We start from the raw sequence: 25,840 nt of genomic DNA, 5'->3' as shown, positions 1-25,840 counted from the left end.
TTTTGCTTGCGCGCAAGAAGTCATTGTTGGAAGGGCAGGCTCGTGTGGTTTTTATCACGCATTCCGTATGATTGGGTGGGCCGCACACGAAGTGTACGCTCGCAGCTGACCTGCGATGCAATTCAAAGGGTGGAGAGAGTAGGGGTTAAGGTATTGCGGGAGGTGATGACAAGAGCCGTTCGCACTCGCGAATTCCGTGCACCCAGCGCTTGCCAAATTGCTCGCAAGCGGTGCGTACAGAATGGCCAGTGCCTACCAGGGATTTAAACCGGCTTTCAAAATTTCTATTCAGATAGGTCCATTGCTTTGGATCAATTTGCAGGCGATCGAGAATGGGAGGAAGTTTTTCGTTGATTGCTCCCCGCTTATCTTCTCGTAGGCAGCGTCCGCTCCAGTCCACCAATTCAATATAGTCCTCTAGCCGAAACGGTAGGCCTGTAGGCATGGGTTCTTTGGGATTCCCGACAAAAGGCAGCAGCGTGGTGGGCTGCTGTGCCTGTTTTGCAGAGAGGATACGTTGCTTGATTGAGGTATGGTCCGATGTCTCTGGGGTTTCGGCCATTTTCGCGCGGATTGGATTAAGGTCGACATAAGCCATACAGGCTGCCAGGACCTTTTCGTCCAGTAATGCTTGGGATTTAAAACGGCCCTCCCAGAATCGCCCGCTACACTGGTCTTCGCGATTGGATTCCCGTGCAATAAACTCGTTCAAGTAGCGCATAAACCAACTGATATCACTCAGCCGTGTCTTCCAGATTTTGGCTACCTCAGACAGTCGTGCAAGTTCGGCAGAATCCAGGGGCTCCCCACGGTAAAAACGCTGCGATAAGGCAGAGCCTTTGCACAGCCGATGCCATCGAGACACCACCTCTAGCAGGTCCCAACCGTCAGCCTGTTGCTGGTTCACGAATAACACGACATGATAATGGTTGCTCATGACGGCATACGAACAAACATCCAGGGCGAATATTCCGGAAAGTTTCAGCAGCCGGTCTTCTATCCATTGTCGACGGTGCTCAAAGCACTGCCCGGTGCGCTCATCACGCCCGCAAAGAAAAGCGCGGCGTACACAGCGGGAAACGCAGTGATAGTAGGGCGTTGTACTTGGATCAATCAGGTTTGATCGCGGTTGGGTCATGGCTATTAATGATGCTGTATATATAGCCAGTATTTTTCGATGAATTATGTTAAATGCAAGTGTTTGGCGTAGGATGCCTTTTCTTCTTTGGGGGTCCCATTGTTATCGAATGGGGGCAGATTAAGTCCACCTATTGGTAGTGCCGCGATCCGGGCGAGTATTTCTGGTCCGTCTATGGCTGCAATGGGCTGGGCTGGGTATCCATTTTCTGAAAACCGGTAACTGTCAGGTCAAGTCTGAACTACCAAAGATTAGAGGCAACTCATATTGTTGAGGGTTAGGGTCAATTTTATGTCTCCGTAGTTCATTTTTACAGTTTCGTCTTGTTCCGTGGATCCCTGGCATTGTGGTAAGTAGATATCCAATGAGTGCTCTTTGGTATCAATTGAGTTGTTATGTTCATCTTCGATTCTGATTTTGAATTTGTAGGTTAGAGTGAACCCCTGAATACACCCTTCCGGTACGGTGATACTTACTCTATCAAATCTACGTTGCACTGGATTGGGCGGGTTATTCAATACAACTCGTTGGTTGTTTCGGCGTTGCAATGTATCGCCAGATGATTCGATAGTGAAATCAATGCTGACACGTTTTGCCGGGTCCATATAACCGCTAACCTCAACCAGAAGTCTGGATTGAAGAAAGCAATCTTCCTGATTTCCTCCTGTGATGGAGGTGGGGGAGCTACCGGTCGCTGCTGTCAAAGTTGATGCAATAGCCGGTGTGGTCGGCGGCGCATTGGGAGGCCAGGGCAGTTCAGGCATCCAAGGCGGAACACGCGGAGGGCCACCGGGATTTGTGGGACGCCCGAATGAACGTCCTAGCCGGTCAAGAAAGTCATCTTTGGAGCGTTTCCACCAGTACTCTTCTGTGACCTCATTAGCGTGCTCCAGATCCTGACGAAGTAGAAAATAATCTGCCTCGTGGGTGAATTCATAAGAGCGAATATCCCCGTAGAGCGAATAAGAACGTCGTTCAGGCACATAAGTACTCATCGGACAATCTTCGCCAGCCCAGCCCCAAGTTTCTTGGTAGTCTATTCGTCTGCGCATCCTTAGTGTGACTTTCAAGGTTATATGAGTAACGACCAGTACATAATGCAGGTTGGTTACTCGTTCAGTAATTTTATTGTGGACCGCTTCAGAATCCAGGCTTGCGGTAGACGTAATTCCCAAGCTTTCCAGAGTAATCGATGAGCTTAGGTTGTATCTTATAATCCTTTTTATTTCTTCTACCAATCGGGTGGTTTGCGTTTCTGTAATCCTATAAGAGGTCAAATTTTCTTTTGACTCATCGTAATTGATGCTAAGGATCTCAATGAAATGCTTACTGGTTCTGCTTAATAGCGACCATCTGCAATTCCGCTCTTGAAATTCAAGGCCCTGTTGCCACCATCCAGATAGAACGATAGGGGAAATGCCTGCAATTCCTTCAGTTAAATCTGGCAGCTGTACTGTTCCAAGTTGGTAGTCGACGTCTTCTTTTTCTTTGATTTTTTCAATGCGGTCAGATTCAATGCGAATGTGATCTCGAAACTCCCTGAGTTCTTCGTCTGTTAGGCGGTCACCCTTGCTCACATTTCGCAGGCCATCCAGTATAAAGCGGATTGAGTCAGTAGATAGGTTTTTGGGGTCAACCAGTTCCACTATATTGCGGACTCTTCTAGCTCGATCTTTTGCTTCTTCTGAAGGGGTTCCGCGCACAACTTCAGAGCCAACAATATGGGTTTCGTCAAACTTTCCTTTTGCAGTGCCGGAAAATGAAAATACACTTATTTCATTTTCTTCTGTTTTTTTCAATTCATATTTCGGCATAGATATTTTCCACTTTGTTGGTTTTTGGGTTGGAGCTTCTCCGTAAAACCATAAATTGGTATGTGAGCTAATTTCGCGATTCTTCCTAAATTCATAGTTTAGAAATACTTGTTGGCAATTTCGAAAATTTCGAAATCACACTTTATAGTCGGTGAGAATTAATTCAAATTTCCAAATTGAAAATATGACTTTGTAGTCGGCTTGATGGCTGCAAGTACGTATTCGGTGCCGGGGAGCTGCATGTCGAGGTAGTGCCTACTGACAATGAGAAGCGACACGCATTTGTAGTTTTCGACATTACCGGGGGGTGAGGCTGCGTCGTCAGAATAAATGGAGGCAGATCAACATTGTGACACCCATTAGCATCCACTGACTTCTCCATCCATTAGTCTAAGGTCATGGCAAAAAGGTAATGGAAAACTCGATGGCCAGATAGCCTCGCCTCGGACCGGCAGGGGTTCCGCAGCATGTCATACAGAGGGTCAACAACCGGCAGGTGTGCTTCTGTTCAGGGCAGGACATGATCGCCTACGCCGGTTGACTAAAACAGTTTGCCAAGGAGTTCGAAATTCAGGTACATACCTGGGTGTTGATGACCAATCACCTGCACCTACTGGTAACTCCGTGGTCTGATCAGGGTGTAAGCAAGGTGATGCCGGCCCTTGGGCGTATTTATGTGCGTTACTTCAGCCGGTAGTATCGGCGCCGGGAACTGCGGGGCAGGGCGCTGGGCTGGGTGCGCATCACTTTGCCGTGAACATTGGTTGTCTCTGTTCTTTTGCGAGTAAATTCAGGGTCGATTCAGTTGCGGCGGGTTAAAAAGCAGGTGTGAATCCAAGGAAAACGCACCATGCGCCAGGTCCCATACCGATTACTCGCCGCTCTCACCATCGCTTTGACGCTCGGTGGCTGTGTCACCTACCCAGCAGCTCCGCCGGTGATCGGCGGGGGCACCTATGTCCGCAAGGCGCCTCCGGTTTACTCCTATACAGTGATCACCGATCCCGGCTATCGCTACTATGACGATACCCTCGGTGTTTACGTATTCTACGACCGCAGCGACGTTTTCTATCGACAGGGGCGTTACTATCGTTGGTATCAGGACCACTGGATCAGTGCCAGTCACTGGGGTGGCCGTTGGTATCCGGCCCCCAATTTCTATATCTCGACAAACTTCAATGATCGCTGGCATACGCGCTTGCGCCGTCACGGCCATCGCTATGCCGGAGGACGCGACTACAGACCGCCACGCCGGCACGATCATGACGACGGTTACAACCGGCGGGAGCGGCATGAAGGCAACGGGAATCGACATGATCGCCGTGAGGAACGCCAGGATCGTCGTGGGCAGGACCTGGATCGTGGCCGAGGCGGTGAACATGGATTTGCTCGTACAGCCGAGTCAAAGCGGCGGGCGTCTCAGGTGGATAACCGGAGCCTAGATAACCGGAGCCTAGATAACCGGAGAGAGGATCGCCGTAATGAACGCCCGAATCCACGTCAGAATCCAAGTCGGGACGAGCGGGTAGTCAAAGTTGCGGACAAGCCCACCGGCAATCGCGTCCCAAGAGTTGTTCCTGCAGTAGAGCGTCCGGCAACTGATCGGCGCACGGTAAGCGAAAGGCCCAAACCGCAAACCCAGCGCGGCCAGCCCCAGCGCAATGCGCCTAAAGATCGGCGCAATACTGCCGCGAAGCCAGCTCCGCCCCAGAAGGGCAAGCAACCAAAGAACGAGGAACCTGAGAGCGAGAAACCAAAGAGCGAACAACCAAAGAAAAAGAAAAAGGAAAAGAAGCCCAAAAAGAAAACGGACAAGCGCGATCAGGTAAGCCGGGTGCGTGAGCCGCTCACCCACCGGTCTAATGAGGCTCGCCGCCAGATCGATTGATCCTTTCTAATAAATAAAGGGAAATCGCGACTATTTACTGCTATTCACGTTTTTGGCTCCAACGAACATCGCAAATAGCCGAATGCCTATGGAAATGAGAATAAGCATGCTTGGCGCCGTAAGAGCAGGCATTGCTTTTAATTGGGTGATTTCTCTTTGAATGATCATCGTTTGATGAGGGTTGGACTGGTGCTTTGAAACCTGGCTGACGTTTTGCTTGAGTAACTTATCGAATGACTCAACTTCTCCCGCAAGCATATCCAGGAGTTCCAATTCGGTCTTGCCTTCCGTCGGTAGCTTTCTCATATCCGCTTTAATCGCATCACCAATTTTTTTCCATTCTTTGGCGAGGAAGTCTTCAAGGGATGAGAGTGTTCCTAGCTTCGAGTTTACGGATTGATTGGCTCGGTAGGCGTTGTGTCCATGGGCGTCGGTCGCCATCACTCTACCAAAGTGCTGTACGCCATGTTTGGCAGTATTCAGGTTCCGGCTGATCAGGGCGAGTTGATCCATGGTCTGATTCAGAGTCTGATTCCAGTTCGGATTTTTATCCTTGTTTTTAATCGCTGCCAGAGCGGTGTTAACCAGTCGACTTACTTGTTCCTTGGTCGCGTGCTCGTTAATAGACATGTCCTTATATCCTCATGCAATCGTTGAAGAGCTTATTCTATCCGTCTGATTTGAGATGAATGTGAAACGAAGAATTTTTCTCAGTTGAAATAAAAGGGGCCAGATCAACATTTTTGAATCGCGTAAGCACAACAAGATTCACTCGATAATGTTGGTCTGGCCCTATCTATTCGGCTCGGAAACCCTGGCAGCGGTGTCTTACAGGTGGTTGAACTTGCTGCTGCTGCGGCGCCGGTTACCGTATTGGGCGACGCGGACGCCGACGGCGGTTTCGATTAGCCCGGTTACGTCGTCTTCGATGCCGTGCGCGTCACGCTCGGTGGGCTGGTTAGCGTAGAAATTCCATGGCGAGTGATCGCTCTGAGCGAAGTTGCCGACCCCGGAGAGGGTGGTTTTGTAGCACTCCCGCATCCACTCCTCGACCTCGAGTTTGATGGTGGTACGCTTGAACCAGATCGGACGGGCCGTCCCGCAGAAGGTCCGAAAGTTGTTGCGCGCGTTCTGGGAGGCTTGATTGGACACGTTCAGCGGCACGCTGAGCCATCTGGAGATCATCTGGGGCGTCGCGGTCACGTCGGTGCCCTGGCTGACATCCTTGAACATCCGGATTCGATCCTGAACCGTGCCCATGCCATTGACACTGGTGTGGGCGTTTATCTTGGAACTCGAGCTCTGGTCGGGGAATTCGATTTCGCCGCCCGCGAGACCCTGCGAGATACGGAAGAACTGCTCGCTGTGGCGGGTCTCGTGGTAGATGGTTGCGCACAGTTCGACGAAGTCCTCGTAGATCAGATTGGCGTTGTTGGTGTAGTTGGCGTTTAGCCTCAAGCGCCAGCTGCCCCAACTGAAGGAGCCGCATAGGCCCGGGCCCAGATTGTTGTGGGATACTGCCGGCGTGGGCATGAAGGTCGTCATGCCGCGAATCGCCTGCTCGATCGACTGCCGCCGACGGGTTGTCCGGCTTCCGCCGGGGCGGTTCCAGTCCTTCCAGACATCGCGCATGCGGTTGGCGAAGGTTTGCTTGGTAACTTGGAGATGGAGAGTCACTGTCTTGCCTCCCTGGCTGTTATTAGGTTGCCGATGTTTACTGTTCGGCGGCGCGAACACTCCTCATTCGGGCGCGGTCATATTCGCTCAGCTTGACTGTTCATTCAAGGGTCGCTTGTCAACTCCGCGACGAATTGCGCCGCGACATCACAGGTATCATTCGTACCAGAATAATTCGTGTCAGAGTCAATTATTGGTGCTTGGCTTTTTTGGGGCTAGCGTCAAAAAAGTACTAAAGCCCAAGTTTTTCCCGTCTAGTTGAAATGTGCTCACCAAGTTCTCATTGAATCGCAATCTTTTCTGGTTGAATTCTGTGAGGAGGTCTTTGAATTAAGCAGTTCAGAAAAGTGTATTACAGTCTTTCGTTTTTGATTTAAATCCCGAAACTCGGCCGAAGTGTACAGCACCAGCTCCAGGTTAATTATGGGGGGAAGGGCGGGAAGGGCAGGCGCTGAATCCGCGCCCATCCTGCCGCTTTCAATTTACAGTGAGGCCGGAGTGATCTGAGCCTCGGCGTAAATGGCTTTCAAACGCTGGACGTTTTGTGCGGTGATCTCCCCCCTTGGCTATTCAATATCATCGAATAATTCGAAATTATTGCGATATTGGGGTTAGAACAGATCACTGGTGATCTGCACTTACTTGGAATCTGTTTTCAGCGGATTAAATGCTGAATTGATTTTCTAATTTAAATGGCACTAACGTGCAATTTGCAAAGCTGGCTTCGGTCAGCTTTTACGTTTTAAACGAAAAAACTTCATTAATGGTGTTCCATGTCACCGTTATTGGAGTTCTTGTAACTTGTTACGCTCCTTTTAATAGGAGAGAATCGCGCCAAATAATAAACGCATGAAAAATAACATGCTCAAAGTAACTTGATCTGAAATATTAATTTGTTCGAAGTAACACAGCTCGATATGTATTTAAACGAGCGGTGACAAGGAAAGGATACATGGCAACGAAAGGAAAGGCTTACCGCCTTCGGGGACTGAATATTCTAGGGTCTCTATTTATCGCAATTTCGCTTACTGCCTGTGGGGGCGGCTCTTCCGGTGGTAATTCAGGTGGGGGGAATTCTTCCGGAGGTAGCAGTAGTAGCGGTGGTAGTAGCAGTAGTAGCAGTAGCAGTAGTAGCAGTAGTAGTGGAGGAAGCAGCAGCTCGTCTGGAAGTGATTCGAACCAACCACCAGTCATCAATGGTTTTTCTATCACTCCGGAAATGGCGACCACTGAAACGACGCTGATTACTGCATTGGATGCCAATGATCCAGATGGTACTCAGCTGGATGAGGAGTATGTATGGCTGGTCAACGGAGCAAGCATAGAAGGCGAAACGGGCGCGACACTTGATGCTCAGCACTTCGTCAAAGGAGATACAGTCTCGGTAGAGGTGACTGTGAGCGACGGCGCTAGCACCGCAGTGCAGAGTGCCAGTACCCTTATCTTGAACAGTGCTCCTCAGCCGACGGCACAGGCCGAGAGCCTGGTGAAAACAGGAAGTGCAGTTACTTTGTACGGTAGTGCAAGTGACGCTGATGAAGATGAGGTTAGTTACGAGTGGAATCAAGTATCCGGTGACTCGGTAGAGCTCAGCAATACGGCTACAGCGGAATCTGGTTTCATCGCACCTGATGAGGCCGGCGAATTGATATTTTCGCTAACGGCTACCGATGAAGAAGATCAATCCGAGCCCGTTACCGTTACTGTTAAGGTTGAAAACGCCCCCAGGGTCGATGGTCTCAGCCTTTTACCCGAAATGGCTTATACCGATACTCCACTTGCCGCCATTCTGGAAGCGAGTGACGCGGATGGGGACGAATTAACGCTAAGCTACTCGTGGCGTGTGAATGGCGAGCTGCTCGATGAGCAATCTGCCGACACGCTAGACAGCAGTCACTACGTCAAGGGTGACACGGTGGAGGTTACGGCTACGGTCTTCGACGGTAATTGGGAAGCTACCGGCAGCGCTGAGATAACCATCGACAACCGTAAGCCTGAAGTCTCGGCCTCTTCAGAGGGCAGTGTTCAAACCAACCGTGCTGTAACTCTGAAGGGAAGTGCAACCGACCTTGATGGAGATGCACTGACTTATAAGTGGGTGCAAATTTCTGGTGAACCGGTCACCTTGAGCGATAGCACTGCTGCAGATCCCACTTTTAATAGCCCGTATGTATTTGGCAACCTGGTGTTTGCCTTGACCGCTAGTGATGGTGAGTCCACCTCCGACCGAATGGAAGTTACTGTCGAGGTAGTGAACTCTCCTCCCGTTCTCAGCAGTCTCACCCTGACTGATTTGCCCGCCTACACAAACACGGACTTGCGTGCTGTTGTCGAAGCTTCGGACGTTGATGGGCAGGCTCTTACCAATCACTATCAATGGTTTGTTAACGGTGAGGAAATTGAGTCATTAGACTCAGCGACTTTGCCGTCTACTCACTTTTCCAAAGACGACCAGGTAATGGTCACCGTAATCGTGAGTGATGGCGAGCTCATGGTGAGCAAGTCTGAGGATACGGTAATCCAAAACAGTCCGCTGGAAATTACTGTGCTCAATATGCCAGAGACTGCGGCGTATGGTGAGGCGGCCAATTTCCAGGTTCTGATCGAAGATGCGGACAATGATCCTTATACCTGGAATTTTCTCGCCCGTCCTAATGGTATGGTTAGAGACGAGTCCGGTGCAGTTACTTGGACACCGACTGGCCCGATGTTTGATACTCAGATGGATGCGTACTGGGAGATTTCAGTCCAACAGGATGAGGAGCAGCACCCGGTTAGCGGAGCGATCACGATCGTAGATAGCGACCGCCAATGGCCTCTCTCTGGAGGAATAAGCTCGCCCAGTCCGAGAGTAACGGCCGACTTGGATGGTGATGGTAAGCCGGAATCAATGATTAGCCATACGCGAAATCGGCTCTACGCAACTGCATTTGATGGTACAGGCTATGGCATAACCTGGGCGTACCCCTTCGCCTTTACTGAAAAAAATCTTCGAATTACCAGTGCAGTCGCTGCGAATCTGGATGACGACTCCGCTGATGAAATACTGGTCGGCTTAGATGCGTACACAAGCCAAACGCAGAAAACGACCAACCTGTATATGTTCGATGGTGATCAAAAAGCGAGGCAGGTGGCGACCGTCGAAGGACACAAAGTAGTCGCCATTCGCACTGCGGACCTGGACAATGACGGGCAGTTAGAGATCGTGGTGTTGGTCGACATGCTTGGCTCTTACAATTCTAGTGAGCAGTGCTTAACCATACTCAAGGCATCAGATTTTTCTCTAGTATGGCAGTCTCCTTCGTTACCGCTTGGGGTTAACCTGGACACTGGCAATGTTGATGAAGACCCAACACTCGAGATTGCTACAGACAATGGCTATCTCTTCGGCCTCAACGGCGAAGGCTATGAGTTGGAGTGGCACTACTCTCGCGGGTTCAATGAGCAGTCGTATGATCACGATATTGAAATTGCCGATGTTGATGGCGATGGAATTGGCGAAATTATCGGCGCTCTGAAAAATCCAGAAATCGGTAGCTCCCACTATCTCACCCTGTTTGATGCCGTTGCGCAGGGTGTAAAAGTGCAAAACCCGGTTTATACGACCAACATATTCGCTTTCGATACAGATGGCGATGGTAAATCAGAAATTTTAACCACTGAGAATGGTGTTGGAAGAGGTCAACTGTATTCGTTTGATGCCGAAGCGTCTCCGCAATTAGTTCCGCACTGGAACAGCTCGCGCTCTAGTGCATGGGGTGAGGGGATGGCTATTGTCAATCTCGATGATGATCCTGAGCTTGAGTTTTTCTTCAGAGATAGAGGGCATGCCAAGACTTACTCGGATATGTCCGGTGACGGTAATGTTGAGCTGGAATGGACCACGCCACAGCCGAATTATCTGACGAGCAAATTGTCGAACCTGCACACGGTAAACTTCAATGGTGAAGGCGTAAAGCTGGCGGCCATGGGTCAAGTGGATTTCGGTAGTGAAGCTTTTTATCTTGGGCTTATGAACCCCGGTAATGGAGAGATGACTTGGGAAGCCGGAATACCGAGACTCCACAGGTCTTCCGCGTTTTCTGGTGGTATTACCGATTTGGGGGGCGACGGTACTAGCCAATTACTTTATGCCGAGGACTCGGTACCGAGAATTTATGATTTCTTCTCGGAGTCCTTCGTCTGGACCGGCTCAGAACTGGACGGTAAGGTTGTAGCGGTTGCTCACGCAAAACTGGCATCTACTTCCAATACTGCAATGGTGTTGACGACTGAACTGGGCTCCGTCTACGCCTTTGATAGTGAAACCTTTCAACAACTTTGGCACCTTGAAAACGCCGGTGGTATAGGCCTTGAAGTAGTTGATTTCGATGGCACCAATGCCACAGAGCTTGTCAGCTACACACCGCAGAGTTTGAACTTGATCACTCCTGGGGAAGGTTCTGCTTCCATTACGCGGACTTTCTCGCTGAATGATATTCCGGAAGCGAAGCGTAGTGAGTACTTTGGCCTCTATTTTGATCGGCTTAATATGGTCGGCGTTACCACTGGCGATGTGGATGGCGACAGTAATAATGAAATCGTGCTTGCCCTGACCAATGGTAGTGCAGGGGATACTTGGCTGCTGCTGCTGAACTCGGACTTTACACTGCGAAGCGTTGCGTCCTTCCCAGATATTGAAATCCTTTCTATGCAAATGCAGGATTACGGCGATTCCGCTAATAATATTATGTTGAACGTCCAGTTCGGTGGTGAATACTATGATCACTTCTTCATTGAGGCGGATCCGAGTAGCGGCAAGATCATCTCTGAGTCGCCGAAGTTAAGTGATACGTCCACGCCTGGTAGTATGAAACTGGTCGACACCAATGGTGACGGTATTCGTGAGTTGTTTTGGACTACGGTACAAGGCGCCATCAACATAACTCGTTGATGTACAAGCTTAACCATTCCGACAAAGGGCCCTAGTGGCCCTTTGTCTTTTAAGGCGAAATCGCCCAGTTCTCGTTACCTGCAATACCGCATTAAACCTGGAAGTGGTTGTGGCCTATCCTTAACACAGGACTTATCTACGGTATTTATTTTCCTTGCGTGAGTCGGATTGATGGGAGTATAGGCATAGCTTATGCGGGCTGTCAGAGCCCTGGCATCTAGCTATGGCGACTACTGATATCTGTGTATTTATCCAGTAGAATGGCGTCAGTCTCTAACCGAAGCCTCAACGAAGTACTACCTCTTGCCTCAAGGATTCCTCCTAAGCCGCCACAGCTTTGACCAGCGCGGCAGCACCTGCATCCACTACTGGCTGGCCACGCCCGAGGGCCCGGTCAAGCTGGTCATTGAAGGTGAGCGTCCGGTCTTTATGGTGAGGGTGGCAGACCACGCCCAAGTGACCGAGGCGCTGGCCGGCGTGCCTTTCGATTGGCAGCAGCTGGGCTTCCAGACCTTTGGCCGCGAGGAGGCGGCCATGCTGTATTTCCCCGCCATCGACGCCCACCGCCGGGCCCAGACCCAGTTGCAAGCACGCGGCATCGAGGTGTTTGAAGCGGACTTTCGTCTCCACGACCGCTACCTGATGGAGCGCTTTGCCCGAGGAGGCCTCTACTTTGAAGGCGTGGCCCGGGCCAAAGAGGGCTATACGGAATACCGACAGGTGCGCCTCAAGGGCGCCGAGGTACAGCCGGATTTCAAGGTGGTGTCTCTGGACGTGGAGTGCTCCGGCAAGGGTGAGCTGTATTCCGTCGGTCTCTACGGCCATGGCGTGGAAGAGGTGCTGATGGTGGGACAGCCTGAAAGTGCTGAAACCATCATCCACTGGGTGGATGACGAACGGGCGCTGCTGGAGGCGCTGGAGGTCAGGATCCAATCCCTGGACCCGGACATCATCATTGGGTGGTCCGTGGTGGACTTTGATTTTCGGCTGCTGCTGAAAAGGGCCGGGCGCTACGGCCTGCGCCTGAAGCTGGGGCGCGGTGGTACCGATGCCCGCTGGCGGGATGGCAGGGAAGGCAACCAGGGCTTCGTGACGCTGCCGGGCCGGGTGGTGCTGGACGGCATCGACGGACTGAAGAGCGCCACCTACAACTTTGAAAGCTTCAGCCTGGAGTTTGTGGCCCAGACCCTGCTGGGCAGAGGCAAGGACACCGAAGACGTGGACAACCGCCTGGCGGCGATTGAACACGACTTTCGCCATAACAAACCCAAGCTCGCCGCCTACAACCTGGAAGACTGCCGCCTGGTCTGGGATATCTTCCAGCACACCCGCTTGCTGGATTATCTGCGCCTGCGGGCCCAGCTCACCGGCCTCGAACTCGACCGCAGCGGTGGTTCGGTGGCAGCCTTTACCAACCTCTACCTGCCCAGGCTGCACCGCAGCCGCTATGTTGCGCCGAACCTGCCGGCCGACGGCGGCCTGGCCAGCCCGGGCGGCTATGTGATGGACTCCCGGCCGGGCCTGTACGACAACGTGCTGGTGCTGGATTTCAAGAGCCTGTACCCCAGCATTATCCGGACCTTCAAGATCGATCCTATGGGGTTGATTGTGGGGCTGGCCGAGGGGCCGGAAGAGGGCGCGGTCGAGGGAACGGAAGAGCGCGGGGCGGATAAAAACAGCATCCCCGGTTTTCGCGGCGCGCGCTTCTCCCGTGACAAGCACTTCCTGCCGGACATCATTACCAACCTCTGGGCCCAGCGCGACATCGCCAAGCAGGAGCAGGATGCCGCGCGCTCTCAGGCCATCAAGATCATCATGAATTCCTTTTACGGGGTTCTCGGAAGTGGCGGCTGCCGTTTCTACGACACGCGCCTGGCCAGCTCCATTACCCTGCGCGGTCACGAGATCATGCAGCAGACGGCCCGGTGGATTGAGGAGATTGATGGAGGGAAACACCAGGTCATCTACGGCGATACCGATTCCACCTTTGTATGGTTGAGTGGCCAACCCAGTCCGGAAGAGGCGGATGCGATCGGTAAGAGTCTCGCGAGCGAGATAAACACGCGCTGGCAGAACAAGCTCAAAGACGAGCTGGCGCTGGAGTGCGAACTGGAGCTGGAATTCGAAACCCACTACCAGCGTTTTCTGATGCCTACCATCCGCGGCTCGGAGGCCGGCTCCAAAAAACGCTATGCGGGCCTGGTGGTGAACGGGAATGAGGAAAAGCTGGTATTCAAGGGCCTGGAAACCGTGCGCAGCGACTGGACGGCCCTGGCCAAGCAGTTCCAGACCCAACTCTACGGGATGGTGTTTAAGGGTGAAGATCCATCCGACTATATCCGCGAGATGGTGGAGAAAACCCGGACAGGGGAGATGGATGAGCAGCTGGTCTACCGCAAGCGGCTCCGGCGCAAGCTGGAGCAATACGTAAAAAACATACCGCCCCAGGTGCGCGCCGCGCGCCTGGCCGACGAACACCGCCGCCAGCAGGGACTTTCACCCAAATATCAGAACAAGGGTTGGATTCACTACGTAATTACCCTCAATGGCCCGGAGCCGGTGGATTACCTCCAGTCGCCGATCGATTACCAGCACTACATCGACAAACAGCTCAAGCCGGTGGCCGATGCCATATTGCCCTTCATCGACCTGGATTTTGACAGTCTGGTGGATGGCCAGCTGGGTCTGTTTGGGCTGACCGATTGAGTATCGGCTTGAAATGAAAACAGGATGTTGTTGCTCGCCAAAGCCGGGCTTTACCACCGTGGCGTTTAATGATTTGTCGAGGCGCGCATTCTTGCCAGCGGCCGCGCTGAAGGATAAATGGATGCCAGTCATGCCTGTGGCTGGCATCCGGTTATATGTTTAACCCTGAATAAAGGCCAGTAGGTCTGCATTGATGGTGTCGGCATTGAAAGTAGGCATGCCGTGGGAAAATCCGGAATAGGTTTTCAGTGTGCCATTTGGAAGTAGCTTTGCAGATAACGGGCCGGAATCCTCATAGGGCACTATTTGGTCATCGTCACCATGCATCACCAGAACAGGAATGGTGATTTTCTTGAGGTCTTCGGTAAAGTCAGTCTGTGAAAAGGCGACGATACCGTCGTAGTGCGCCTTGGCGCTCCCCATCATACCCTGACGCCACCAGTTCCAGATAATTCCCTGTGAGGGTTTTGCGTCTGGACGGTTGTAGCCATAGAAGGGACCGGCCGGAATCTCGTGGTAGAAGTGCGCGCGGTTGGCGAAGAGCTGGGCCTGTAGATCGTCGAATACCTCTTTTGGCAGTCCGCCCGGGTTGCTTTCGGTTTTTACCATGATGGGTGGCACTGCTGCGATAATGACGGCCTTGGAGACGCGATCTTCTCCGTGTCGCGCGATGTAGTGAACGACTTCACCGCCTCCTGTGGAATGACCGACATGTACGGCACCTTTTAAATCGAGATGCTTAACCACGGCTGCCGTGTCATCGGCATAGTGATCCATGTCATGCCAGTCCCAGACCTGACTTGATCTCCCGTGGCCGCGTCGGTCATGGGCGACTACCCGAAATCCTTTCTCCACAAAAAACAACATCTGGGCGTCCCAGTCGTCTGAGCTGAGGGGCCAGCCGTGGTGAAAATAGACGACCTGTGCGTCTTTCGGCCCCCAGTCCTTGTAGAAAATCTCTACACCATCCTTGGTTGTGACGAATCCCATATTCCATTCTCCTTTGCAAAACGGCAGGGATTCTTCCCGGTAAGGTCCCGTTGAGAGCCTGTCGCCCAGTTACACTGATTGCCTAAAATTGCCGCTCCCAGTGTAGGATTAAAGCGGGCTTTAAGGTCGATTTTCTGGGGTGCTAGAATGCTCGCTTATTACCGGAGAACACGCACTATGAACACGGCCCCCGCTTTCTATCCAATCGGTACCCCCGGCACACCCTGGGGCGACGCGGAACGCGCCGAGTGGTTGTCGCGACAGACCTGTCACCGCAGCTATACGGCTGAGGTGGTAAGCAAGATTGAGCGCCTGCACGATCGCTTTGACTTGGAAGAGTACGGACGTCTGGACTATGGCAGCGAGAGTTTTCCGCTCCTGGCGATCCGCAGCCGCGACTGGAATGACGATCTGCCGGTGGTACTGGTGACGGGTGGTGTGCATGGCTATGAAACCAGTGGAGTACATGGTGCGCTGCAGTTTGTGGATCGGCATGCCTCGGACTACGCGGGCCGAGTCAATCTGCTGGTGGCGCCTTGCGTTAGCCCTTGGGGCTACGAGCGCATCAACCGCTGGAACCCTAATGCCATCGACCCGAACCGCTCTTTTTACGAAAACAGCCCGGCGGAAGAGTCGGCGGCGCTGCTGGAACTGGTGGCGCCGATCCGCGACCGCGCAGTGATGCATATCGACCTGCACGAAACCACCGATACCGACGAATCCGAGTTTCGCCCGGCTCTGGCCGCCCGCGACGGCAAGCTGTTCACTCCGGGCGGTATTCCCGACGGTTTTTACTTGGTAGACGACAGCGAAAACCCGCAGCCGGAATTTCAGCAGGCGGTGATCGCAGCCGTAGAGAAGGTCACCCATATCGCCCCGGCGGATGACAACAACGAGATCATCGGCTCGCCGGTGGTGGCGCGCGGCGTTATCGAATACCCGCTCAAGCAACTGGGGTTGTGTGCCAGTATCACCAATGCACCTTTTAAGACCACCACCGAGGTCTATCCCGACAGCCCCCGCGCGACCCCGGAACAGTGCAATACCGCACAGGCGGTCGCGGTGTGTGCGGCGATCGATTTCGCGCTGGGGCATCGATAAAAAGGAGCGCGAAAAAGGACCGCGGAAAAAGCGTGCCATTTGCAGGAAGATCGCACTGTTGCCTGAAAGAGTGACCTGGATCACGGTATAGGGGTGACTATTTGAGACGGACGTGTTGAAATCAGGTGGCACCAAGTAATCGAAGCAATGGTCCTTCAGTGAAGCAGAGGTAAACGGTTTTTCTTTAGGTTCATTAAATTCCAAGGAGGAAAGATATGAATAATATAAGAATGTTTTGCGGCTGCGTTTTGTTGTCGATTGGTTTCGCAGGCTGTTCTAGTGCTCCACCGGCAGCGAGTAGCTATGGGCTTGAACAGCCTTTTCCGGCTCAACAAAGCACAGATTGGTGTCAAAAAAATTATTTTGCAGCGTCGGTAGGTGCTCAGGAACGGCAGAGAAACGCTATCTATTGCGATGAGCAATATCGCAGAACTTCTATGATGTCGGCGCAGAAGACGCGTCGAGATAAGCCGCTATCTGACCGCTAACGAATGCTTAGGCCTGGTGCTAGTGGGCCAGTGGTAAAAGGTGCAATCAGAGGTTACTTAGCCGTGACCTCTGCATTCAGCGTTACCGCGGCACTGAGAGAGTTGGTTACCAGGCAGCTTTCCTCAGATTTCTCCAGCAGCTGGTGTGCCTTTTCCTTGTCCGAGCCTGCCGGTACTTCCAGTTTCGCATTCACTTCAAACGCCGTGAAGCAGGTCTTGCGGCCGTCCTTGTCCAGGGTGCCTGTGGCGCTGCACTCCAAGGATGTCCATTCGAGTTGATTGAACTTCGCAATGGCACGAAACGTCAGGATAAAGCAGTCAGCTACAGCGGCGGTCAACAGATCTTCCGGTGACCATTGGTCACCGGGGCCCCCAAATTGTACTGGCGGCGCTGAGAGCAGCGGCGCGACTCCTTCGGCGGTCAGGTTGACGTTGCCGTCAGCGGTTGCTCTTGCAGTGACGTGGTAATGGTGGGGCAGGGCTTGCATGGGGCCTCCATTTAACGAGCCGTTTTTTCTCGCGCGTTAACAGCTTAGTCGGGTCATATTATGCATGGGGCCTCGAAAGAATAAATTCTTGTCGTGTGGTTTGTCTCAAGGTGGCAGTTACTTTTCGCGAACCACCTAATATGCTTAAGTAAAATACGATGAGGGTACTTCAGATGCCAGGTCCCAGGCTTGGCGGCTACCTGGTCGCGTTGATATTTGGCGCAATTTTGTGAAAAGAATGTGCGTGAACTCTGCTTGACGGTCAGCCGCGTCGAATGACAAAGATAACAAATACGAGTCAGCATTATGGCGCAGTTGCCATTTTGCTTCACTGGCTGATGGCGGTATTACTCATCGCACTCATCGCTCTGGGGCTGTACATGAGCAGCCTGCCGGATGCCGGGTTTGACAAGAAAAAAATTGAACTCATTCTGCTGCACAAAGAATACGGAATATTGGCGTTGGGTTTGGCCATGTTGCGCCTGGCATGGCGCGTCGGCAATGTGCTGCCGGAGTTGGTGGTTCAGCTCCCCGACTGGCAGAAGGTCGCCGCACGCTTTGTTCATCTGAGCTTTTACGGGTTGATGTTCGCCTTGCCTATTACCGGTTGGTTGATGTCTTCTGCGGCGAGTATTCCGGTTTATTTCTTTGGTGTGCGGTTGCCGGACTTAATCGCGCACAACGAGTACCGGTTTCAACTGCTGATCGAAGTGCACATGTGGCTGGGGTATGCGTTGGTTGGATTTATTGTCGTACACGCCACTGCCGCACTAAGGCACCACTTCATCTGCCGGGATAATACCCTGAAGAAAATCTTGCCTGGCGCAGGCTACTAAAATAATTCTTTACGGCACCTGTTCCAGTACAAACTGGGCAGCTTGCTGTAGCGCGTTCGCAGAGGCATCGTTGGCGGCCACCACCCCCGCGACAGGGGTGTCTTGAATCATGGGTTCGCGAACCGTAATCACTCTGCTGGCGATAATCCGGTTTGATGTGCCATCCACAAGCTGTATCCGTAAGGACAGGTGAAAACGTGTGGGCGTGGCGGTGAAGTCCTGTATGAATTCAAGGATTTCCGTTCGCAGTCCGTAATTGTATGGCCCGAAGTAGGGCGGTGTGGTGACCGCTTTGAAGTAATGGGTGTTTTCCAGTGTCTGGGCGAGCAGCGGCAGCAGCATCTGCGCAGGGGTTGCGCCCCATTGATGGCGACTGAAATAGTCGATTTGATGCGGTTGTGTCTGGTACGCCATGCGGATGGTGTCGTAGACGGGATTGATGGCGGTGGGAAGTACCAGCAGCGTCGCCGAATGGTTTTGTTGTTGGGGACGCTCCACTGGGATTTTATCGATTACCGCTACTCGTATGTCGTTTTCCACTGGGGAAAACAGCGTGCATCCGGCAGTGAACATGACGGCAATGGCCAACAGCAGGCGGCAGATTGTTTGTGCCTGAGATAGTGTGCTGGCGGAGCCGTTTTCGCTCATTCGGCTTCGCCCGGACCAAGCGGTGGCGCGGCACTGCCGCGCACGAGGATGGAAGGATCCCGGTTGATCTTGTCCGTAAGGCGGGTCATCGAATGGCTCAGCTGGTTGAGGGTGGCCATGGTCCGATAAGCCTCGGGCAGCACCTGAAGCTGAAGTGCATTTGCGGAGTTGGTGCTTGATTCCAGCAACGGCCCCAGCCGGCCGCTCGCCTGTTCAGTGTTGGCGATAATGGAGTCGAGTCTCTGCTGATTCCCCGCGAGCATTCGGCTCACCTGTCGGAGTGCATTGACGGTGTCACTGCTGGAATCCAGCAGCGGTCCGAGCCGACCACTGGCGTGCTCGGTATTGGCGATGATCGCACTGAGCTTCTCCTGATTTTGTGCAAGCATCTGGGTAACTTGCTGCAGGTTGCCAACCGATTGCTGGATGGAGGCGATGGTGTCTGTATCCAGCACAGTGCGCAACAAGTCGGTCAGTGATTGCACGTTCTGATTGACCTGGCTGATTGCCGTGTCCAGGTTGACCGAGCGGGAAGGGGTGTTGGGGATTCGCGGGTAGCGGGCGCCTGGGGCGGCGGTGAGAGGGCCCTGCTCGTTACCCACATTTTCCAGCAGTATGTAGACATAGCCGGTGAAGCCGCGGGTGGCGAGGCCGCGCGCGGTGATGGTGGCGACGGTCGCTCTGGTTACCGGTGCATCTTTTTCAATATCCAGCAGAATGCGAACGGAACTGGGGCCGGTGAGTTCCACCTCGGTAACCCGGCCGACGTCTACCCCGTGGAATTCCACCGGCGCGCCCGCAATTAATCCGGATACGGAATCTTCGGTGAGTATCTGAAACGTCGCATGCCGTCCGGCGCTCTGGTAGTACCAGATGGCCGCCGCCACGACGCCCAGGAACACCACAACGACAAATACCAATCTCGCCCGATTCGCAATGCTGATCGTCATCGAGCGCTCCTCCGGTGGTGAGATTGGCGACAGTGGAAATGGCCCGAATAGCGACCACTCCAAGTCTAGATCAAAACACTGGCGGGTAAATTGGAGGGGGCCTTGGTCTACGGATGCGGCTGGTAGTGCATCAGCGCAATATCACGGCCTTGCTTTTGGTAGGTATGGAAGCGATCCACAATCGCCGATGGCAAGCCGGCTTCATCCGCCTCGATATAGCCCAGCGACTGATAGAAAGGCACCAGGTGGAGATAGGGGAAGGTGAATGTACTGTCGTCGTAGGCTTCGGCCATGCGCTCCAGTAACCGTCGTGCCACGCCGTGCCCGCGGTAGTTTTCAACAACCGCAACGCCAGTCAGCAGCTGGCTGTCTGTCAGCCTGCGCAACGAACCGCAGGCAATTATCTGCTTTTGGGCATCCCGGATCACCATACAGGGATCGTGCCGCCGTGCTTTGCCGCGGAATTTGTGGGTGCGGTAGAATTTGTTGGCTAATGGCATCTCCGCATCGGAGAGCCAATGGGCAGTTAATGCATCAATCGAAAAGTCTGGATCCATAACTCTTTATGCCACGCGAAATCTGCCCGAGCTGCCAGCGCCCCCTCAAGGTCTGCTATTGCAGCGCGCTGGTGCACATCCCCAATCGAATCAAGGTGCTCATCATACAGCACCCTCAGGAGGAGAAGCACCCGTTCAACACTGGGCGCATGGCGCACCTGTGTTTGGAAAACAGTGAGTTGATTGTGGCAGAGACCTTGCCGGAGCAAGCGCTGGCGCGGCTGTTGGAGCCCCGATCGGCGCTGCTCTATCCATCCCTGAGCTGGCTGCCGGAAGTACCGCAGATGGAAGCGGGAACGCCTCAGGCTGAGGGGTTGGAACAGCTGGTGGTCATTGATGCCACCTGGCGGAAGTCCAAGAAAATATTGCATCTACACCCTGTGTTACAGCAGTTGCCCCAGGTCAGTTTTGAAGGTGCGCTGAGTTCGGAATACCAGATTCGTCACTCGTCACTTGAGAACAGTTTGTCGACCATCGAAAGCATTGCGGCGGCGATGGCGCAGTTTGAGCCGGAGGGGGACTTTCAGCGAATTCTGCGCCCCTTCAAAAGGATGGTCGCGCTGCAAACAATGAATGTTGGCGAGTGACATTTACGCGGAGACAGTATCTGGCTGGTCGTATTACCTGTCGTATAAGCTAGCCTGAAATACCCGTCCCCAAAATATCCATCTCCGAAGTACCTATCAGAGTGTTTGTGGCGATCAATGACCGATGTGCTAATACAGGCCCGTAACCTCAGCCGCACATACCACAACGGACGCGAACAGATTTGCGTGCTGCAGGGGTTATCGCTCGAACTTCGCGCTGGTGAGTCGGTGGCGGTGATCGGCCCTTCTGGCTCTGGTAAAAGCACTTTGTTGAACCTGTTGAACGGCCTGCTTCCACCGGATAGCGGCGAACTGCAGCTGTTCGGCCGCGCGCATTCTCTGCTTGCGGATAGCGATTGGGCCGAATTGCGCCGCACCCGTATCGCTACATTGTTTCAGGATGGCAACCTGATCCCCACGCTCACGGTTTCCCGCAATATTGCTTTTCGCGCTGGGCTCGCCGGCTTGCAAGAACATGAGGGTAGGGCGCTGCTGGAGCGGTTGGATATTGCGGACACCGCACACCGTTATCCCGATCAACTCTCCGGTGGCCAGCGCCAGCGTGCGGCGCTGGCCTGTGCTTTTGCCATGCGCCCGGCCCTGATACTTGCCGACGAACCCACCGGCAGCCTCGACTACGCCACCGCCCAGCGTGTGGCACCGCTGTTTTTTGACGCGATTCGCGAGCGCGCGCTGGGCGCGTTGATCGTTACCCATAATCCGGAGCTAGCCCAGCGCTGCGATCGGATCCTCGAACTGCGGGAAGGAGCCCTGCGTCCATGGGACTCGGCCGTGTCTTCCTGAGCCATTACCAGCGTCACCCGGGGCAGTTCATTGGCCTGCTGTTGATCCTGGTGTGTGCCGCCATGCTGTGGAGTGGCGTCCGATCGCTGACCGGCTCGGCAGAGGATGCCGTTGTCCGCTCCCGCGCGGCGCTGGAGCCGTTACTGAGTATCGAGCGTGTGGATCAACGCAAGCTCGGGGTGGAGGACTTCGCACAGTTGCGCCGCGCTGGGCTCTGCGTTTCACCGCGGATGGAGGTGCGTTTTACGGCCAGTGACACGCCAGTGGTGGTCGGGATTGACCCCTTCAGTGCCGCTTGCCTGCGCCAGTACGCCGAGACCTCGGGACAGGGGAATGATGCCGCTGTTCAACTGGTGGAGCGAATGATCGCCACCTTCGAGCGCCCGCGATTTTTTGGCAGCACGAAAGACTTCACGCGCTGGCAGCTACTTGGGTTGCCGAACACCGATGACTTGTCGCTGGAGGTAATCGACGGGCTGCCGGTGGGGCAACTGGTGACTGACATTTCTGTAGCGGCAGAACTGGCCGTGAACGGTCACAGCAGCCTTGCGATTCTATTGCCGGCCGCGGAATTACAACGAATGGCGCTTCCCGCGGAATATCGCACTCAGGTGCAGGACTATGGCGTGGAGCCGGACCCGCTGGTAGATGCCTTTCTCCTCAGTCTCAACGCGCTGGGTGCCCTGACGCTGTTGGTGGCCGCCTTGCTGGTGCGCAGTGTTTATCGCCTGGCGTCGGAGCAGCGGCGCGGTACCCTGGATATTTTGACACGGCTCGGGGTACCGTCGACGCGGTTGCGACTTGCCCTGATTACCGAAATTCTGCTGGTTGCCCTGATTGGTGGCAGCCTGGGGCTGTGGCTGGGTGGCCGCCTGGCAGCGCTGATGCGCGATGGTTTCCGGGGAACGCTCAGTGGTCTTTTCGATGTTGAGGCACTGGCGCAACACTCGCCCACTGCGGGAACCTGGCTCGGTCTGGTATTGATTCTCGTCATAGTGGTGGCCTGGGCCTGCGCAGATTTGTGGGGGCGCCCGGCGTTGCGTTTCAGCCAAGCAAGGCAGGGGGAAGTGGCGGCAAATTGGCGTTGGTGGGGAGCTATCGCCATTGGCGGTGTGTCACTGGCTTGCCTGCTGCTGACGGGCAAGCTCTGGCTGATCTTTCTCGCCACACTCGGTTGCCTGGTGAGTGCCGGTCTGTTACTGCCTGAATTATTGAGCGGACAATTGAGGTGCTTGTTGGGGTACTTGTTGGGCAGAGCCGAGCGTCACTATCGCCGGCCTCTACTGGAGTGGTCCATATCCGAAATGCGCGCCCTGTGCCGGCTATTGCAACTGCCACTCACGGCACTGGCCTTCGCGATTGCTGCGGCGATTGGGGTACAGGCAATGGTGACCGGCTTCGAATCCACGTTTGCGCGCTGGCTCGACCAGCGTTTGCAGGGAGATCTCTATCTCGACCCGGGGCGCCCGGTCGACGTTTCTGAATTCAGTGAAAGATTGCGTTCATTGCCAGGAGTGAACAGCGTCCTGCCGATGGTGCGTGGGCGCGGCGTGCTGGGGGCGCTGCCCGTGGACGTATTGGGCGTCGATCCCTCGTCGCCACTTTTGCAAGACTGGCCATTTCTTGATGCGACAGCGAACCAATGGGATGCACTGCCGAATGGCGGGGTCATGATCAATGAACAACTGGCACGAAGGCAGGTGCTGGGCCTTGGCGATCAGGTAACCCTGCGGCTCGGTACGGAGGCCTTGGCCCTAAAAGTGATCGGTATCTACGCCGATTATGGCCGGCCGGAAGGCGAGTTACTTTTGCCCATCGCGGCTTTGCCGGGTGAACTCCCGAATCGCTACACCACGTTTGTGCTGGGCAGCCAAGAGCTCGGCAATACACGGTGGCAGCAGTGGCCGGCCAAATACCCATGGCTCGCGGGCAGTCGCCCGCGCGATCAGCAGGGACTGAAGCAGGCTGCCAACACTGCGTTTGCTCGAACCTTCCAGATGACCCGTCTCTTAAACACGCTGACCCTAATACTGGCGGGGACCGCGCTGGCACTGATGGGGTTGGCGATTTTCCGGCTGCGGCAGGGCAGTTATACCTTGCTGTATGTATGCGGCGTACAGCGCACCAGCCTGCGCCGACGGCTGATCGCCCACAGTATGTTGGTGACTGGTCTACTGGGCCTTCTGGCGATACCGCTGGGAATATTCCTAGGTTGGGTGCTGGTTGCCCGGGTTAATCCCGCAGCGTTCGGCTGGGCGCTGCCGCTGCATTTCTACCCAGGGTTCTGGCTGCAGGTGTGGGTACTTTGTCTGTTCATTGGCGCGGTTGTGGGCGCGCTGGTGGGCAATCCAGTGCGGCTGGAGTCGTTAAAAAGTGAATAACCGCTGTTTCATTTTTTTGATTTTCATCATGCTTGCGGGCTGCACCAAAGAGCCCGCAACCGATGCCTCTGTCGAAGCGCTGAGAGCTTCGCCGGAGGGTTTTCGTCAGGCGGCTCCAGGCATGACCATAAACCTGCCACGAGATATGGGGGCACATCCCGATTTTCGTCTCGAATGGTGGTATCTCACTGCGAATCTGAAAACGGTGGATGGGGAACTATTCGGTGTGCAGTGGACATTGTTTCGCACCGGTATTCGTCCCGGTCCCTACGGTGACAAGCAACCGGGCTGGCAGCGCAACGTAGTCTGGTTCGCCCATGCAGCCCTGAGCCGCCCCGACGATCATCACTTCGCTGACCGCGCAGCCCGGGGAGGTACTGGCCAGGCCGGGGTAGACACACAACCTTTCAGAGCCTGGATTGATCACTGGCAGCTCGAAAGCCTGGAAGACAAGAATTGGGTGTTGAGCGTTGATGGCGAGGACTTCCGCTACCGTCTTCAAGTGCAGCCATCGGCGTCCTTTGTATTGAATGGCGACCGCGGGTTCAGTGCCAAATCTGCCGGGGGCGGTGGTTCGATGTATTTCAGTTTTCCGTTGCAGGTAACCGGTGGTGAAGTACAAATAGGTACAGAAAAATATAACGTCAGTGGGCAAGGGTGGTTCGATCGCGAGTGGAGCAGTCAGTACCTGAAATCAGATCAAGAGGGCTGGGACTGGATGGCACTGCACCTGGACGACGGCCAGCACCTGATGTTGTTTCGGGTGCGCGGAGCGGAGGACTATTTCTTCGGCACCTTGGTTGCCGCCGATGGCGCTGCGCAAACACTGGGTAGTAGTAAATTCAGCCTACGGCCAATTAAAAGCCGCGCCACGCGTTATGGCGAAGTGCCGGTCGTCTGGAAGTTACAGGTGCCTTCGGAAAAGATTGATCTCAAAATACAGTCCTGGCCCGGCGAATACTGGAATTCCGGTGCTTTGCGATACTGGGAGGGTCCGGTGACAGTCAGTGGCAGTCACACCGGGGAGGGCTACCTTGAAATGACGGGCTATGGAAAGTAAATGTGTGTGGCGTAATTTTCTAGATCCCATTAGTTAGTGGTATTAAATAAAAGAGGGCACTGGTGCCATGCAAAGGATTGAGAAATTCACTCGAAATCTGGCAGTTATCGTGATCGCCCTATTTGCCTCTGCCCAGCTCTTTGCTGTAGAGATCTTTGAATATCGCCGTCTGGCGGACCTCGATAAAGATTTCGAAGGTTCACAGGGGTACTCAGAGGGGTACATCGATTACATCAAGTCGATTTCTATTAGTGCTCATATTGTCGGCGTGCATTTTGAGGAGGTTTTAGACGGCGAAGAGTTGCGGGAAGTTATTTTGCCGGGCGGGAAAGTCGCCTATATAAAATCTCGAAGCATGAGGAGGTTAAATGATAGCTCGCGCTGGAGTATTTATTTCCTTCCAGACAAACGGATGATTGACGATTATGGCGTTGCGGAGCACCACAGGGAGGCGCTGGAGCATGCCATGTCTGGTGATTTGTATATCACTCATGAAGGAATGTTTTCCATCGCGGGGAAGCCTTATGGGGTGGGACCTGCAAGAGACGTCGAGTCGGACCAGCTGGTTAGAAATAGCAGTATCAAGATCACTAGTGTTAGAGGAGATTTCTCCGTTTTTCTGCGGGGAGATCGATACAAATTGATTCCCTTGGGTGGCGCCCAGAATGATCACCTGTTAATCGAAGTTGATGAATCCAAGATGCCACGGGGGTGTGGTGTGGGTTCCGAGTAAGTTATTCCTTTCAGAGGCCTCGATGGACAGATAAATCTGAGGCACGTCCTAAATATCCAGC

The 25,840-nt window shown here is 53.9% G+C and carries 20 protein-coding genes and 1 pseudogene; 12 read left to right on the top strand and 9 right to left on the bottom strand.

Annotation, left to right across the window (positions count from 1 at the left end):
* Positions 1–145: 145 nt before the first annotated feature.
* Together GRX76_RS13340 and GRX76_RS13335 are read right to left on the bottom strand one after the other, a co-directional pair.
* Entirely contained in the window at positions 146–1,138 is a 993-nt protein-coding gene (locus GRX76_RS13340; RefSeq protein ID WP_160153768.1) for a transposase, read from the bottom strand.
* Between the two features lie 251 nt (positions 1,139–1,389).
* A complete protein-coding gene (locus tag GRX76_RS13335) occupies positions 1,390–2,952 on the bottom strand; it encodes a hypothetical protein (protein WP_160153767.1) in 1,563 nt (520 codons plus the stop codon).
* A 556-nt stretch (positions 2,953–3,508) separates the two neighbouring features.
* Between GRX76_RS13335 and GRX76_RS13330 the strand changes: the two are divergent.
* Positions 3,509–3,649: pseudogene (locus tag GRX76_RS13330) on the top strand (transposase); the annotation flags it as partial.
* Between the two features lie 153 nt (positions 3,650–3,802).
* Positions 3,803–4,840 (top strand): hypothetical protein, encoded by a 1,038-nt coding sequence (locus tag GRX76_RS13325; protein WP_160153765.1) that lies wholly within the window; start codon positions 3,803–3,805, stop codon positions 4,838–4,840.
* A gap of 30 nt (positions 4,841–4,870) precedes the next feature.
* On the opposite strand, the gene GRX76_RS13320 is transcribed toward GRX76_RS13325, so the two are convergent.
* Complete coding sequence (locus tag GRX76_RS13320) at positions 4,871–5,470, bottom strand: hypothetical protein (protein WP_160153764.1); 600 nt, start codon at positions 5,468–5,470, stop codon at positions 4,871–4,873.
* Positions 5,471–5,668: 198 nt separating this feature from the next.
* Positions 5,669–6,517 (bottom strand): hypothetical protein, encoded by an 849-nt coding sequence (locus GRX76_RS13315; protein ID WP_160153763.1) that lies wholly within the window; start codon positions 6,515–6,517, stop codon positions 5,669–5,671.
* A 952-nt stretch (positions 6,518–7,469) separates the two neighbouring features.
* Here GRX76_RS13315 and GRX76_RS13310 point away from each other — a divergent pair.
* Positions 7,470–11,450, top strand: a complete 3,981-nt coding sequence (locus GRX76_RS13310; RefSeq protein WP_160153762.1) for a hypothetical protein — start codon at positions 7,470–7,472, stop codon at positions 11,448–11,450.
* A 303-nt stretch (positions 11,451–11,753) separates the two neighbouring features.
* A complete protein-coding gene (locus tag GRX76_RS13305; RefSeq protein WP_160153761.1) occupies positions 11,754–14,156 on the top strand; it encodes a DNA polymerase II in 2,403 nt (800 codons plus the stop codon).
* Between the two features lie 159 nt (positions 14,157–14,315).
* Here the strand turns inward: GRX76_RS13305 and GRX76_RS13300 are convergent, their stop codons facing one another.
* Entirely contained in the window at positions 14,316–15,146 is an 831-nt protein-coding gene (locus tag GRX76_RS13300) for an alpha/beta fold hydrolase (protein ID WP_160153760.1), read from the bottom strand.
* A gap of 177 nt (positions 15,147–15,323) precedes the next feature.
* Between GRX76_RS13300 and GRX76_RS13295 the strand changes: the two genes are divergently transcribed.
* Positions 15,324–16,247: a M14 family metallocarboxypeptidase gene (locus GRX76_RS13295; RefSeq protein WP_160153759.1), complete on the top strand. Its 924-nt coding sequence runs from the start codon at positions 15,324–15,326 to the stop codon at positions 16,245–16,247.
* Positions 16,248–16,462: 215 nt separating this feature from the next.
* The gene (locus GRX76_RS19275) at positions 16,463–16,735 is read left to right on the top strand and encodes a hypothetical protein (RefSeq protein ID WP_236250362.1); all 273 of its coding nucleotides are present in this window, start codon (positions 16,463–16,465) and stop codon (positions 16,733–16,735) included.
* A 53-nt stretch (positions 16,736–16,788) separates the two neighbouring features.
* Here the strand turns inward: GRX76_RS19275 and GRX76_RS13290 are convergent, their stop codons facing one another.
* Positions 16,789–17,223 carry an OsmC family protein gene (locus GRX76_RS13290; RefSeq protein WP_160153758.1) on the bottom strand — a complete coding sequence of 145 codons (435 nt, stop codon included), beginning with the start codon at positions 17,221–17,223 and terminating at the stop codon, positions 16,789–16,791.
* Positions 17,224–17,498: 275 nt separating this feature from the next.
* Here GRX76_RS13290 and GRX76_RS13285 point away from each other — a divergent pair, with 275 nt between their 5' ends.
* On the top strand, positions 17,499–18,059 hold the full coding sequence (locus GRX76_RS13285; RefSeq protein WP_160153757.1) for a cytochrome b: 561 nt from the start codon (positions 17,499–17,501) through the stop codon (positions 18,057–18,059).
* 9 nt (positions 18,060–18,068) lie between these two features.
* On the opposite strand, the gene GRX76_RS13280 is transcribed toward GRX76_RS13285, so the two are convergent.
* From GRX76_RS13280 to GRX76_RS13270, 3 genes are all read right to left on the bottom strand, one after another.
* Positions 18,069–18,707 (bottom strand): ABC-type transport auxiliary lipoprotein family protein, encoded by a 639-nt coding sequence (locus tag GRX76_RS13280; RefSeq protein WP_160153756.1) that lies wholly within the window; start codon positions 18,705–18,707, stop codon positions 18,069–18,071.
* Positions 18,704–19,657, bottom strand: coding sequence for an MlaD family protein (locus tag GRX76_RS13275; protein WP_160153755.1), 954 nt, complete (start codon positions 19,655–19,657; stop codon positions 18,704–18,706). Before GRX76_RS13275 ends, GRX76_RS13280 begins: the two co-directional genes overlap by 4 nt.
* Before the next feature lie 107 nt (positions 19,658–19,764).
* Entirely contained in the window at positions 19,765–20,214 is a 450-nt protein-coding gene (locus GRX76_RS13270) for a GNAT family N-acetyltransferase (RefSeq protein WP_160153754.1), read from the bottom strand.
* A gap of 8 nt (positions 20,215–20,222) precedes the next feature.
* Here GRX76_RS13270 and GRX76_RS13265 point away from each other — a divergent pair, with 8 nt between their 5' ends.
* The 5 genes from GRX76_RS13265 (at position 20,223) to GRX76_RS13245 (ending at position 25,779) form a co-directional block, all read left to right on the top strand.
* Complete coding sequence (locus GRX76_RS13265; protein ID WP_160153753.1) at positions 20,223–20,801, top strand: tRNA-uridine aminocarboxypropyltransferase; 579 nt, start codon at positions 20,223–20,225, stop codon at positions 20,799–20,801.
* 117 nt (positions 20,802–20,918) lie between these two features.
* Positions 20,919–21,605 (top strand): ABC transporter ATP-binding protein, encoded by a 687-nt coding sequence (locus GRX76_RS13260; protein WP_160153752.1) that lies wholly within the window; start codon positions 20,919–20,921, stop codon positions 21,603–21,605.
* Positions 21,581–23,986, top strand: a complete 2,406-nt coding sequence (locus tag GRX76_RS13255; RefSeq protein ID WP_160153751.1) for an ABC transporter permease — start codon at positions 21,581–21,583, stop codon at positions 23,984–23,986. The genes GRX76_RS13260 and GRX76_RS13255 overlap by 25 nt, the downstream gene beginning before the upstream one ends.
* Before the next feature lie 121 nt (positions 23,987–24,107).
* On the top strand, positions 24,108–25,046 hold the full coding sequence (locus GRX76_RS13250) for a lipocalin-like domain-containing protein (protein WP_236250361.1): 939 nt from the start codon (positions 24,108–24,110) through the stop codon (positions 25,044–25,046).
* A 67-nt stretch (positions 25,047–25,113) separates the two neighbouring features.
* A complete protein-coding gene (locus GRX76_RS13245; protein WP_160153750.1) occupies positions 25,114–25,779 on the top strand; it encodes a hypothetical protein in 666 nt (221 codons plus the stop codon).
* Positions 25,780–25,840 lie beyond the last annotated feature (61 nt).

This window comes from Microbulbifer sp. ALW1 (assembly GCF_009903625.1).
Lineage (GTDB): Bacteria > Pseudomonadota > Gammaproteobacteria > Pseudomonadales > Cellvibrionaceae > Microbulbifer.
Note: the sequence above shows the minus strand (reverse complement) of the source record. Positions and strands in the feature narration are given on the sequence as shown.